This is a genomic window from Pseudomonas sp. KH_046_2, from assembly GCF_057838985.1.
In genome coordinates this window covers 1893839-1907180 of sequence record NZ_CM174480.1, presented here as the reverse complement: position 1 = coordinate 1907180, position 13342 = coordinate 1893839, and the positions used below count along the sequence as shown (strand labels likewise).

At 59.8% G+C, this 13342-nt stretch carries 13 protein-coding genes; 7 read left to right on the top strand and 6 right to left on the bottom strand.

All coding sequences use genetic code 11. The annotated features are described in order from the left end of the window. The first annotated feature begins 2 nt into the window (after window positions 1–2). Genes AC3IX1_RS08725 through AC3IX1_RS08710 form a run of 4 tightly spaced genes read left to right on the top strand, consistent with a single transcriptional unit; the run spans window position 3 to window position 3300 of the window. A complete protein-coding gene (locus tag AC3IX1_RS08725; protein ID WP_191624998.1) occupies window positions 3–839 on the top strand; it encodes an ABC transporter permease in 837 nt (278 codons plus the stop codon). Further along, window positions 826–1626: an ABC transporter permease gene (locus AC3IX1_RS08720; RefSeq protein WP_489387860.1), complete on the top strand. Its 801-nt coding sequence runs from the start codon at window positions 826–828 to the stop codon at window positions 1624–1626. The genes AC3IX1_RS08725 and AC3IX1_RS08720 overlap by 14 nt, the downstream gene beginning before the upstream one ends. Continuing rightward, window positions 1623–2612, top strand: a complete 990-nt coding sequence (locus tag AC3IX1_RS08715) for an ABC transporter ATP-binding protein (RefSeq protein ID WP_489387859.1) — start codon at window positions 1623–1625, stop codon at window positions 2610–2612. The genes AC3IX1_RS08720 and AC3IX1_RS08715 overlap by 4 nt, the downstream gene beginning before the upstream one ends. 34 nt (window positions 2613–2646) lie before the next feature. After that, window positions 2647–3300 (top strand): HAD family hydrolase, encoded by a 654-nt coding sequence (locus AC3IX1_RS08710; RefSeq protein WP_489387858.1) that lies wholly within the window; start codon window positions 2647–2649, stop codon window positions 3298–3300. 114 nt (window positions 3301–3414) lie between these two features. Here the strand turns inward: AC3IX1_RS08710 and AC3IX1_RS08705 are convergent, their stop codons facing one another. Further along, window positions 3415–4377 carry a zinc-binding dehydrogenase gene (locus tag AC3IX1_RS08705; RefSeq protein WP_489387857.1) on the bottom strand — a complete coding sequence of 321 codons (963 nt, stop codon included), beginning with the start codon at window positions 4375–4377 and terminating at the stop codon, window positions 3415–3417. Window positions 4378–4515: 138 nt separating this feature from the next. On the opposite strand from AC3IX1_RS08705, the gene AC3IX1_RS08700 reads away from it, so the two are divergent. After that, window positions 4516–6597, top strand: coding sequence for a carboxy terminal-processing peptidase (locus AC3IX1_RS08700; protein ID WP_489388706.1), 2082 nt, complete (start codon window positions 4516–4518; stop codon window positions 6595–6597). A 145-nt stretch (window positions 6598–6742) separates the two neighbouring features. After that, a complete protein-coding gene (locus AC3IX1_RS08695; RefSeq protein WP_489387856.1) occupies window positions 6743–8533 on the top strand; it encodes a bifunctional diguanylate cyclase/phosphodiesterase in 1791 nt (596 codons plus the stop codon). A gap of 24 nt (window positions 8534–8557) precedes the next feature. Here AC3IX1_RS08695 and AC3IX1_RS08690 read toward each other — a convergent pair whose 3' ends face one another. From AC3IX1_RS08690 to bamJ, 5 genes are all read right to left on the bottom strand, one after another. After that, window positions 8558–8965, bottom strand: a complete 408-nt coding sequence (locus AC3IX1_RS08690) for an SEL1-like repeat protein (RefSeq protein ID WP_489387855.1) — start codon at window positions 8963–8965, stop codon at window positions 8558–8560. Further along, window positions 8966–9337, bottom strand: a complete 372-nt coding sequence (locus AC3IX1_RS08685; protein WP_007898892.1) for a hypothetical protein — start codon at window positions 9335–9337, stop codon at window positions 8966–8968. It lies immediately after the preceding gene. Then, on the bottom strand, window positions 9334–9675 hold the full coding sequence (locus AC3IX1_RS08680) for a helix-turn-helix domain-containing protein (RefSeq protein WP_489387854.1): 342 nt from the start codon (window positions 9673–9675) through the stop codon (window positions 9334–9336). The genes AC3IX1_RS08685 and AC3IX1_RS08680 overlap by 4 nt, the downstream gene beginning before the upstream one ends. 114 nt (window positions 9676–9789) lie before the next feature. Further along, window positions 9790–10245: a YkvA family protein gene (locus AC3IX1_RS08675; protein WP_489387853.1), complete on the bottom strand. Its 456-nt coding sequence runs from the start codon at window positions 10243–10245 to the stop codon at window positions 9790–9792. 292 nt (window positions 10246–10537) lie between these two features. After that, the gene (bamJ, locus tag AC3IX1_RS08670) at window positions 10538–11254 is read right to left on the bottom strand and encodes a BamJ family beta-barrel-assembly machinery protein (protein WP_489318941.1); all 717 of its coding nucleotides are present in this window, start codon (window positions 11252–11254) and stop codon (window positions 10538–10540) included. Between the two features lie 268 nt (window positions 11255–11522). On the opposite strand from bamJ, the gene AC3IX1_RS08665 reads away from it, so the two are divergent. Beyond that, complete coding sequence (locus AC3IX1_RS08665; protein WP_489387852.1) at window positions 11523–13325, top strand: di-heme-cytochrome C peroxidase; 1803 nt, start codon at window positions 11523–11525, stop codon at window positions 13323–13325. Window positions 13326–13342: the final 17 nt, after the last annotated feature.

The window sequence follows — 13342 nt, the reverse complement described above, 5'->3', positions numbered from 1 at the left end:
CCATGACCCGCAGTAAATGGCTGGCAGCCTTATGCCTGGTCCCGTTCGCGCTGTTCTTCATCGTGTTCGAAATCGCACCGTTGACCTGGGTGATGATCAACAGCCTGCAATCGGAAGAGTTCGGCTGGGGCCTGGCCAACTTCAGCAAAATCTTCAGCTCGAAGTTTTACCTGCAGGCCATCCAGTACAGCCTTGAGATCAGCTTCTGGTCCAGCGTGTTGGGGATCGTCATCGCGATTCTGGGCGCCTATTCCCTGCGCCGGGTCGATTCGAAACTGCGCAACTTCGTCAACGCCTTCGCCAACATGACCAGCAACTTCTCCGGTGTGCCCCTGGCCTTCGCGTTCATCATTTTGCTCGGCTTCAACGGCAGCTTCACCATCATGCTCAAGCAGGCCGGGATCATTGAAGACTTCAATCTGTACTCGAAAACCGGGTTGATCATTCTCTACACCTACTTCCAGATTCCCCTCGGTGTGCTGCTGCTGTACCCGGCCTTCGACGCCCTGCGCGAAGACTGGCGCGAGTCCGCCGCGCTGCTCGGCGCCAATGGCTGGCAGTTCTGGCGCCACATCGGTCTACCGGTGCTGACCCCAGCGCTGCTCGGCACGTTCGTGATCCTGCTGGCCAACGCCCTCGGCGCCTATGCCACGGTGTACGCACTGACCACCGGCAACTTCAACGTTTTGCCGATCCGTATTGCGGCGATGGTCTCGGGTGACATCTCCCTCGACCCGAACCTGGCCAGTGCCCTGGCCGTGGTGCTGGTGGCCTTGATGACCCTGGTGACCATCGTCCATCAACTGCTGTTGAAGAGGAGCTACCATGTCTCGCGTTGAATTGGGGCCTGTCGGCATCTACCATCGCGTGGTGGTTTACCTGCTGTTTGCCATTATGTTGCTGCCGCTGGTCGGCACCTTTATCTATTCGATTTCCAGCAGTTGGTCGGCCACCATTCTGCCCAGCGGCTTCAGTATCAAATGGTATGCGCAGCTGTGGAGCGATCCGCGTTTTCTGAGCGCTTTCGGCCAGTCGCTGCTGGTCTGCGTCGGCGCCCTTGTTCTGGCGGTGGTATTGATTCTGCCGCTGCTGTTCGTGGTGCATTACCACTTCCCGAAACTCGACGCGCTGATGAACATCCTGATCCTGCTGCCCTTCGCCGTGCCACCGGTGGTGTCGTCGGTGGGGCTGTTGCAGCTCTACGGTTCCGGACCGTTCGCCATGGTCGGGACGCCGTGGATCCTGATCGGTTGCTACTTCACCGTGGCGCTGCCGTTCATGTACCGGGCCATCACCAACAACCTGCAGGCGATCAACCTGCGCGACCTGATGGACGCCGCCCAGTTGCTCGGTGCGAGCACCTTTCAAGCCGCCTTCCTGGTGGTGCTGCCGAACCTGCGCAAGGGCCTGATGGTGGCGTTGCTGCTGTCGTTCTCGTTCCTGTTCGGTGAGTTCGTGTTCGCCAACATCCTTGTCGGTACCCGCTACGAAACCCTGCAGGTCTATCTCAACAACATGCGCAACAGCAGCGGTCATTTCACCAGTGCGCTGGTGATTTCCTACTTCTTCTTTGTGCTGGTTCTGACCTGGATTGCCAATATCTTGAACAGGGACAAAAGCGAATGAGCTATGTCAGCGTCCAACATCTTCAGAAAAGCTTCGCCGGCACCACGGTGTTCAGCGACATCAATTGCGAAATCCACAAAGGTGAGTTCGTCACCCTGCTCGGCCCGTCCGGTTGCGGCAAATCCACCCTGCTGCGCTGCATCGCCGGCCTGACTTCGGTGGATGGCGGCAAGATCCTGCTCGACGGCCAGGACATCGTGCCCGTGAGCCCGCAGAAACGCGGGATCGGCATGGTGTTCCAAAGCTATGCGTTGTTCCCCAACATGACCGTGGAGCAAAACGTCGCCTTCGGTCTGCGCATGCAAAAGGTCAATGCAGACGACAGTCGCAAACGCGTTGCCGAAGTGCTGAAACTGGTGGAGCTCAATGACTTTGCCGCGCGTTACCCGCATCAGCTCTCGGGGGGGCAGTGCCAGCGCGTCGCCCTCGCCCGCTCCCTGGTGACCCGGCCACGCCTGTTGCTGCTCGACGAACCGCTGTCGGCCTTGGACGCGCGGATTCGCAAGCATCTGCGTGAACAAATTCGTCAGATCCAGCGCGAACTGGGCCTGACCACGATTTTCGTCACACACGATCAGGAAGAAGCCCTGACCATGTCTGACCGGATTTTCCTGATGAATCAGGGAAAAATCGTACAAAGCGGCGACGCCGAAACCCTCTACACCGCACCGGTGGATGTGTTCGCCGCCGGTTTCATCGGCAACTACAACCTGCTGGATGCCGACAGCGCTTCGAAGCTGTTGCAGCGTCCGATCAGCAAGCGCATCGCCATTCGCCCGGAAGCCATCGAACTGAGCCTCAATGGCGAACTGGACGCGCAGGTACGCAGCCACAGCCTGCTGGGCAACGTGATTCGCTACCGGGTCGAAGCCCGGGGCGTGGAATTGGTGGTGGATGTGCTGAACCGCTCGGCGGCCGACCTGCATCCCGATGGTCAGCGCCTGGCGCTTTCCATCGATCCGACGGCCCTGTGTGAGGTAGCCTGATGCCTTTGCTGACGCTGAAGAGAGAACTGCACTGATGGCCCTGGCAATTTTTGATCTGGACGAAACCCTGATCCACGGCGACTGCGCCTCACTGTGGAGCGAGCAAATGGTCCGCCTCGGCTGGGTCGATGGCGAATCGTTCCTGCGTCGCGACAAGGAGTTGATGGATGCCTACGGCAGGGGCCATCTGGCCATGGAGGACTATATGGCCTTCAGCCTGGAACCCTTGATTGGTCGTACGCCTGAAGAAGTCGCGCACTTGGTTGGTCCGTGGGTGGAAGACTACATCGAGCCGATCATTTTCAGCGACGCCACCAAAGCCATCGCGGCGCACCGCAAGGCCGGCGACCGGATTTTGGTGATCTCCGCTTCGGGCACCCACCTGGTCGGCCCCATCGCCGAGCGCCTGGGCATCGACGAGATTCTGGGCATCGAACTGGAAGTGGCCCATGGCGTTTACACCGGTCATACCGTTGGCACCCTGACCTACCGCGAAGGCAAGATCACCCGCTTGCTGGAGTGGCTGGATGCAGAGGAGGAAAATCTCGAAGGCGCGAGTTTCTATTCCGACTCACGCAATGACCTGCCGCTGTTGCTGAAGGTGGATTTCCCCCACGTGGTCAACCCGGATCCGGTGCTGCGCGAGCAGGCTGAAAAGGCTGGCTGGCCGATCCATCTCTGGAAGTAATCGAGGCCCCCTTGTAGGAGCGAGCCTGCTCGCGATAGCGGTGTGTCATTCAGCATTTGCGTTGAATGTTAAGCCGCCATCGCGAGCAGGCTCGCTCCTACAGGTTCCGTGTTGTCAGCTCAGGCTCTCGTCAATCACCAACACCACCTTCCCCGCCACGGTATTACTCGCCAGCTCGGCAAACGCCGCCTCGGCATCCTTGATCGGGAATGTCCTGGCCAGTTGCGGGCTCAACCGTCCCTCGGAAAACAACGGCCAGACATGCTGGCTCAGGTCACTGAACAGATCGGCCTTGAATTGATCGTCACGGCTGCGCAGGGTCGAACCCAGCAACTGCACGCGCTTGGCCAGCACCTGGGCCAGATCCAGCTTGGCCTCGCGGCCGCCCATCAGACCGATCAACACCCAACGGCCATCCTGGGCCAGCAGCTTGAGGTTCAACGCCGCGTAATTGCCGCCCACCGGGTCGAGAATCACGTCGAACGGCCCCAGATCCCGCAAGCTTTCCAGATCGCCATTACGCACCGCGCCGCCCTGGGCACCCAGCGCCTGGCAGTACGCCAGGCGCTCGGCGGAACCGACGCTGACCCAGCACGGGTTACCGAACGCCTTGCACAGCTGAATGGCCGCTGAACCGATTCCACTTGCCCCGGCATGCAGTAGAACCTTCTGACCCGGTTTGAGCGCAGCCAGTTGAAACAAATTCAGCCAGACTGTTGCATAAACTTCGGGCAATGCCGCCGCTTCGACCAATGACATTCCGTCGGGAACCGGCAGCACATGCCGCCCGTCGACAACCACTTCTTCGGCCATCCCGCCCCCAGCCAGCAAGGCGCAAACCCGATCGCCAACCTGCCAGGAGGACCCGGCGCCCACCTCGCTGATGACCCCCGAGCACTCTAGACCAAGCACTTGACTGGCCCCCGGTGGTGGCGGGTAAAGACCGGCTTTCTGCAACAGATCGGCGCGATTGAGACCCGCTGCCGACACTCGGATGCGAACTTGCCCTACATCGCATGTAGGACGCGGCTCATCAACCCACACCACTTGACCGTCAACGCCTTGCAATGCTTTCACAGTGCCTCCATAGTGAGTCTGGACTGAGCCCGAAGCTATAGCGCCGGGCTTTTTGCATTATGCGACCGGCTCCCAAAGAACCGGCGACTTCAAAGACGGCCTAATATGCGTTATCAATTGTCCCCGCGTCGAATCAGCATGAAGCATCTGTTCCCCAGCACTGCCCTCGCCCTATTCATCGGTATCGGCTTGATGCCGATGTCGAGCAATACATTCGCAGCCAATAGCTGGGACAAGCTTCAACCCGATCGTGACGAAGTGATCGCCAGCCTGAACGTCGTGGAGTTGCTCAAGCGCCACCACTACAGCAAGCCGCCACTCGATGACGCACGTTCGGTAATCATCTACGACAGCTACCTCAAGCTGCTGGATCCGTCGCGCAGCTACTTCATGGCCAGCGACATTGCCGAATTCGACAAGTGGAAGACGCAGTTCGACGATTTCCTCAAGAGCGGCGACCTGAATGCCGGGTTCACCATCTACAAGCGCTACCTGGACCGCGTCAAGGCGCGTCTGGACTTCGCCCTTGCCGAGTTGAACAAGGGCGTCGACAAGATCGACTTCACCACCAAGGAAACCTTGCTGATCGACCGCAAGGACGCCCCTTGGCTCAAATCCACCGCAGAACTCGACGACCTGTGGCGCAAACGCGTCAAGGACGAAGTCCTGCGGCAGAAGATCGCCGGCAAGGATTCCAAGCAGATCCAGGAAACCCTGACCAAGCGCTACAAGAACCAGCTGGCGCGCCTGGACCAGACCCGCGCGGAAGACATCTTCCAGGCGTACATCAACACCTTCGCCATGTCCTACGACCCGCACACCAACTATCTGTCGCCGGATAACGCGGAGAACTTCGACATCAACATGAGCCTGTCCCTCGAGGGCATCGGTGCCGTGTTGCAGAGCGATAACGACCAGGTGAAAGTCGTGCGCCTGGTGCCGGCAGGTCCGGCGGACAAGACCAAGCAGGTTGCACCGGCCGACAAGATCATCGGTGTTGCCCAGGGCAACAAGGAAATGGTCGACGTCGTGGGCTGGCGCCTGGACGAAGTGGTCAAGCTGATTCGTGGTCCGAAGGGCACCGTGGTGCGCCTGGAAGTCATCCCGGCCAGCAATGCGCCGAACGACCAGACCACCAAGATCGTGCCGATCACCCGTGAAGCGGTGAAGCTCGAAGATCAGGCCGTGAAGAAATCGGTCTTGAACCTCAAGCAGGACGGCAAGGACTACAAGCTCGGCGTCATCGAGATCCCGGCGTTCTATCTGGACTTCAAGGCCTTCCGTGCCGGCGATCCGGATTACAAGAGCACCACCCGCGACGTCAAGAAACTGCTGACCGAGTTGCAGAAAGATAAAGTCGACGGCGTGGTCATCGACCTGCGCAACAACGGCGGCGGTTCCTTGCAAGAGGCCACCGAGTTGACCAGCCTGTTCATCGACAAAGGCCCGACCGTGCTCGTGCGTAACGCCGATGGCCGGGTCGATGTGCTGGAAGATGAAAACCCGGGTGCGTTCTACAAAGGCCCGATGGCGTTGCTGGTCAACCGCCTGTCCGCCTCGGCTTCGGAGATTTTTGCCGGCGCCATGCAGGACTATCACCGCGCACTGATCATCGGCGGCCAGACCTTCGGCAAAGGCACCGTGCAGACCATTCAGCCGCTCAACCATGGCGAACTGAAACTGACCCTGGCCAAGTTCTACCGGGTTTCCGGGCAGAGCACCCAGCATCAGGGCGTCTTGCCGGACATCGATTACCCGTCGATCATCGACACCAAGGAAATCGGTGAAAGCGCCCTGCCGGAAGCCATGCCGTGGGACACCATCAAGGCGGCGATCAAGCCTGCGCTCGACCCGTTCAAGCCGTACATTTCGCAGCTCCAGTCCGAGCACGACGTGCGCACGGCCAAAGATGCGGAGTTCGTGTTCATCCGCGACAAGCTGGCCCTGGCGCAGAAACTGATGGCCGAGAAAACCGTCAGCCTCAATGAAGTCGAGCGTCGTGCCCAGCACGCCGACATCGAAGCCAAACAGCTGGCCATGGAAAACATCCGTCGCAAGGCCAAGGGCGAAGAACCGCTCAAAGAGCTGAAGAAAGAAGACGAGGACGCCATTGCGGCCGAGGATGACAAGACCAAACCGGAAGACGACGCCTACCTCAGCGAAACAGGGCGGATTCTGCTGGACTACCTGAAACTCAACACGGCAGTGGCCAAGCACTGAGTTTGTACAAACAACTGATGGCAATTTAATGCTGACGCCCCTGTAGCGTCATCAAACAGTCATCATTCTGTCGTGAAATAAAGGACCGGGCGTGCTCTTTTTACCAAGGGCACGCCCGGTCCTTTTTTTATTGCCAGAGATCGCCATGACCACAACCGAACAGCTGAGTGCCTTGAGCTCGATCCTGAGTCAAAGCGGTTTACACAGTCTGTTCCAACCGATCATCAGCCTCTCTGAACGACGCATCCTCGGTTACGAAGCCCTCAGTCGCGGCCCCTCCAACAGCCCTCTGCACTCCCCTGTCGCCCTGTTCGCCGTCGCCCGCCAGGCCGGACGCCTGAGCGAGCTGGAAATTGCCTGCCGCGAAAGCGCTTGCCGACGCTTCAATGAGCAACAACTGCCTGGCATGCTGTTCCTTAACGTGTCCCCCGAGTCCCTGCTCGAAGCGGCCCACCAACCGGGGCGTACCCTGCAATTGCTGCAGGACTTCGGCATCCCGCCGAGCCAGGTGGTCATCGAGCTCACGGAACAGACGCCGACGGATGATTTCCAGTTGCTGCAAACCGCCCTGCACCACTATCGGGCGATGGGGTTTTCGATTGCGCTGGATGATCTGGGAGCGGGCTATTCGAGTTTGCGCTTGTGGTCCGAACTGCGGCCCGATTACGTGAAAATCGACCGGCATTTCATCGATGGCATTCATCAGGATGCGCTCAAGCGCGAGTTCGTTGGCTCGATCCTGCAAATCGCCAAGGCCTCGCGGGCACAAGTCATTGCCGAAGGTATCGAGCTAGCCGAAGAACTCACGGTGCTGACCGAAATGGGCGTGGACCTGGTGCAGGGCTATCTGCTTTGCCGTCCCCAGGAACACCCACCCCGGGATGCCCGGGCATTGATGCCCCGACAGGACAGCACCGCCGTTGTACTGAGCGAGGACGGCAGCGACCTCAGTGCCCTGCTCAACGAGCTACCCGCGGTGAACCGGGACACCCCGACCGCCATGGTGCTCGAAGCCTTTCGTCGCCAGGCCAACCTGAACTCGCTAGCGGTCCTGGATGAACAGGGTCAGCCCTGCGGCATTGTCCATCGTCATTCGCTCTCCGAGGCCCTGCTCAAGCCCTTTGCCACCGACCTGTTCGCCCGCAAGCCCATCAGCCGGTTGATGAATGATGACTTCCTCGCCGTCGAACTGAGCCAGTCCCTGCAACAGGTCAGCCGCCTGATCACCAGCCGTGCTCGCCAGCGCATCGAAGAAGATTTCATCATCACCCTCAACGGCGGTTATCTGGGCTTGGGCCGGGTGATCGACGTGCTCAAGCTGATCACCGAACTGAAGATCCAGCAGGCCCGCTACGCCAACCCGCTGACCTTGCTTCCGGGCAACGTGCCGATCCAGCAATGCCTGACGCGGCTGCTGCAACAGCGACGGGAATCGGTGATCTGCTACGTGGACATTGATAGCTTCAAACCCTTCAACGACATCTACGGCTATGGTCGCGGCGACGAAGTCCTGCTGTGCCTGGCGCAATGCCTGAACGACCGCGTCGACCCGTCCCGCGACTTCGTCGGCCACATCGGCGGCGATGATTTCCTGCTGGTGCTCGGCCCGGAAGACTGGCGCAAACGTTTGAACCAGTTGCTCGACGACTTCCAGAGCCAGTGCCGGCGCTTCTACCGCAGCGAACACCTGGAAGCCGGCTGCTTCATCGCACCGAATCGCCAGGGTCAGCGCCAGGAGTTTGCGTTGTTGTCACTGTCGATCGGCGTGGTGCATCTGCACCCACAGGCCTGTGAACAACTCGATGCGAGTCAGTTGGCCGAGATGGCATCACAGGCCAAGCACCATGCGAAGAATGTGCAGGGCTATAGCGTGCATGTGATTGATAGCCTGGTGGTTTCGACTGTTGATGAGGTGCTCGTTTCCGGGCATCGATAAGGCCGCTTTCCGGCATCAGTCCAATCAACGAGGCGCCGAGGAAGACTTCAGCTCTTCGAGCTTGATCGCCGCCAACGGATGCCCGGCCTTCGCCGCGATCTCCCAGAACCGCGCGGCTTCGACCGGGTCCGGAGCCTTGCTCGCCGTCCCGGCCAAACTGATCACACCCACTTGATACGCCGCCTTGCCATCGCCCGCCAACGCCGCCAGGCGCAACAAACGCACGCCCTCCTCACGAGCACCGAGGCCGACGCCGCGAAACGCCAGGATGTGCCCATAGAAGCTCTGGGCGCCGACATCGCCCAGGTTGGCCATGCGTGCGAACTGGCCTTCGAGCCAGCGCCAGCCCCGTGGCTGACGGACAAACCATGACCAGTGAAACAGTCGGCGCGCGAGCCAGTAACCGGCCCGCGCCTTGAGTTGCAAGAACACTCAGGCCTCGGCCGATTCCGGGTATTCGTACTCGAACACCCGCACCACTTCCGAAGCATGCCAGGACGCGGCGGCAACGCCGTCCGACGGCCCGGAAAAACGCCCGAGACGCTCGACACACTCAAAGAATCCGGTGCGCGGCAAGCGGCTGGCGCCCTGACTGATCACCAGCGAACTGCGCAATGGCTGCTCCGCCCTGGCGTCCAGGGCCGCCAGATGCTCAAGGGCCGCCGTCAGGGTCTGCATGGCCGGGGTCGGCAACTGCAAACGTTCCAGTAATGCCCGATACGTCAACAGATGGCGCTGGCGACGCGCCTGATCCAGTTCGCCCAGCAATCCGTCCCAGTGTTGACGACTGATGCGTACGCTCACGATTCATCCCTCCACCCAGGCACCGTCAATTCCCAGGCCAGGCTGCGACGAATCGCGGCGTCGGGCAGACGCTCGCCGCTTTCGATCATGGCCAGGTAAGACGGGCTGATGCCTACCGTGCGGGCCAGCGCCTCGATGGCGATGCCCTTCCCCTCGCGCAAACTGCGTAGTTGATCCAGACCCGGAAGAATCGCGTCTGGTGTTGCCACCTGAAGCTTTGCGGCTTGAGGTGACGCTTGCTCCTTGATACCCGCTGCTTTCAGTAACGCCTGATACTGAGCCCATGGCAGAACCGCATATTCGGGCTCGCCTTCGCGTGTAATTATCTGAATATCCATCACTACCCCGTAGGACAACAACACTTAGCGAGTCAGCACTTTTCCCTAGAAGTGTAATCCTAACAGCGGCCAAGGTCGCGGGGGACATCAATCTGTGAACAGGTCAAAATCGATTCAGTGTTTTTTCGGGCCTTGAAGTTGAAGTTGCTCGGGGGTATCAGGCAGACGCTCAACCACCGCGAGCTTCTCCGGCACCTGCCGATTGCGCCAGGCGCGGAAGGCATTGAGCTCGTCGTCGAGCACTTTCATCAGCCATGCCAGTACCGCGATGTCATCGAGCATGCCAAATACTGGAATGAAATCCAGGATCGCATCCACCGGGCTGAGGAAGTACATCAGGCCCGCAACCACCGAAACCAGCGCCTTGGGGCTGATGGCGCGATACTCACCACGCCAGTAGGCCAGGCAGAGTGCCTGCAACAGCTTCAAGTCGTCCTTGATCTTGCCCAACCGGTTGCCCTGGCTTGCGCCTTTGCTGGCGACCGCGAACAACAGGGTCGGCAATCGACCCCGTGCCAGCAGGCGTCCAGCCAGTGGCAGGAAACGAGCGAAACTCCAGGGTGCTTTCATCATTCCTCCCGTTGAAATGTTATCCACACAAATTGTGGATAACCTTGTGAACAGAGCTGCTTTTCACCGCTGTAAGCCCCGTGTTACAAGGCCTGCGTTCAGATCGGGCGTTTTTTACTCATCAAAAAAAACCCATAATTTCATTGACTTGGAGGCCTTGTGCGACTACAGCCAACGCCACTATGCCTAAGACTCCGGCCTAGAGCGTCTGTTCGTTTTGTTTACCCCTGCCGAACGCCAGATGCAACAACGCCCCGCATGAGCGAGGCGTTGTTATCGAAGCAGGCGCTGGTTACTTGGCAGCGGCGTCTTCTTTTGCCGGATCCTTGATGGCCAGCAGTTCCAGGTCGAATACCAGTACCGAGTTGGCTGGAATCGCCGGGCTTGGGCTTTGAGCGCCGTAAGCCAGGTCAGCAGGGATGTACAGCTTGTACTTCTCGCCAACGTGCATCAGTTGCAGGCCTTCGACCCAACCCGGGATCACACCGCTGACCGGCAGATCGATCGGGCTACCGCGCTCGACGGAGCTGTCGAATACGGTGCCGTTGGTCAGCTTGCCGGTGTAGTGAACGGTCACCACGTCAGTCGCCTTTGGCTGAGGGCCATCGGCTTTCTGCACGACTTCGTACTGCAGGCCCGAAGCGGTGGTGGTCACGCCGGCTTTCTTGGCGTTTTCTTCGAGGAATTTCTTGCCGGCAGCGGCCGACTCTTCACTCATCTTGGCCATGCGCTCTTCGGCACGCTTTTGCAGTGCGGCGAACGCCTCGACCAGTTCTTCGTCCTTGAGCTTCTGCTCTTTCTTGCCGACGGCGTCTTCGATGCCCTGGGCTACAGCCTTGGAATCCAGGTCATCCATGCCTTCCTGAGCCAGGCTCTTGCCCATGTTCAGGCCAATGCCGTAGGAAGCTTTTTGCGCCGGAGTTTTCAGCTCTACGCTGGTCTGCGAATCACAACCCGCGAGTACCAGGCCAACCAGGGCTACCGCCGCCGCCAACCGATGCTGTTTCATGCTATTTCCTTGTTCATGCGCCTAAAGGGCAATCGAGTAAAGCCGCGAGCTTATCAGGCCGCCACGACCAATGGCTACCGGCATGAGAGCCGGAAACAATTGATAAGTTCAGGTGTTTAAACGCATTTCACCATTCGGCTGATGAAGCTTCTTTCACTTTGCGCCGACGCAGGCGGATTCCGGAACTACAGCATCTGGCGTAATGGCCTCTTGCCGCACCCCGGGTACTCGGGCATAACAGCATGATAATTCGACAAGGATGTTTATCTTGCGCCTCTTCTTTCGCTTGCTGGCTCTCGTCGCAGTACTGCTCGGACTGGTCATGGCCGTGGTTCTTTACTACGTCGCCAACCCGAAATTGCCGGCCTGGTCGCCTGCGCAACAGGTGCATTACCTGGAGCAATGGAGCGCCGCCGATCGCGAGACCTATTACTTCACACCCCAAGGCACTCAGGTCAAAGGCTTGCGCTACGACTGGTTCACCGCCCTCGAACTGCCCTTCTCGCAACAACGCTTCGCCACCCCCGAATACCTCGCCCGCTTCGGTTTTCTGGTGGACCCCGGCCAGAAACAGACACCGAACAACCCCGGCAACCTCCCCGCAGGCTTTACCCGGCACCAGAATGCGGGGAGCACGGATATGTTTCTGGATATCACCTGCGCGGCCTGCCACACCGGTGAACTGCGTTTCAAGGGCCAGGCCGTGCGTATCGACGGTGGCTCAGCGCAGCATGTGCTGCCGTCCAGTGTTCCTACACTCAAAGGCGGCAGTTTCGGACAGGCCCTGGTGGCCAGCCTCGCCTCCACTTACTACAACCCGTGGAAATTCGAGCGCTTCGCACGCAACGTGCTCGGCCAGGACTACGAGACGAGCCACCAACAGTTGCGCAAAGATTTCAAATCCTCACTGGATACGTTCCTCAACGTGGCCTGGAACGACACCCATCGCGGGCTCTATCCGACCGAGGAAGGCCCGGGGCGCACAGACGCCTTCGGGCGCATCGCCAACGCCAGCTTCGGTGATGCGATATCCCCCGAAAACTACCGCGTGGCCAATGCCCCGGTCGATTATCCGCAGTTGTGGGACATGTGGACGTTCGAATGGGTGCAGTGGAATGGCTCGGCGAAACAACCCATGGCCCGCAACATCGGCGAGGCGCTGGGCGTCGGCGCCACGCTGAACTTCTTCGACAAGAACGGCCAGCCGCTGACGGGCGACGCCCGCTATCCCTCCAGTGTCCGCGTGCGCGATCTGCACCTGATCGAAGAAACCCTGCAACGACTTTCGCCGCCGGCCTGGCCGGAAGACCTGTTGGGTGCGGTCGACAAACCCCTGGCAGCCAAGGGCCGCGCCTTGTTCGCCGAAAACTGCGCAGGTTGCCATGTACCGCGCACCACCCAGGGCGAGGGGCGATACGTCCAGCACCTGAAAATGCTCCCGGTGGATTACATCGGCACCGACCCCGGCGCGGCCAACAACATCGCCGACCACCGCTTCGACCTCACAGCGCTGCAATGGAAGCAGGCGGAGCTGGAAAAGCTCGATGTAGAGCCAAAACCCGACGAGCCTCTGGACCTGAGCAAGATGTCCGTGGCCAAGGGGCTGGCCTACGTCACCGCATTTGTCCAGGACCGCGCCTATCAAGACGCCAATGTCACACCTGCCGAGCGTCCTGCAATGGACGGTTTCGGCCTGCCGATCGGTGTGCGCGAATTGCGTTCGTACAAGGCCAGGCCTTTGGCGGGTGTATGGGCGACAGCGCCGTTCCTGCACAACGGTTCGGTGCCAAGCATTTATCAATTGCTGTCGCCTCAGGATGAGCGTGCAACCACGTTCTATAAAGGCACGTTCGAATACGACCCGGGGCACCTGGGTTACCGCACCGAAGCCTTTGCCAACGGTTTTCTGTTCGATACGCGAATCACCGGCAACCACAACAGCGGCCATGAATTCCGTGCCGGCAAACTCGGCAATGGCGTGATCGGCCGCGGGTTGCAGCCGCAAGAACGCTGGGCGCTTCTGGAATATCTGAAAGTACTGGGCGGCCCGCTGGAAGCGCAATTGCCATGACCACAGCCGCAGTCAAA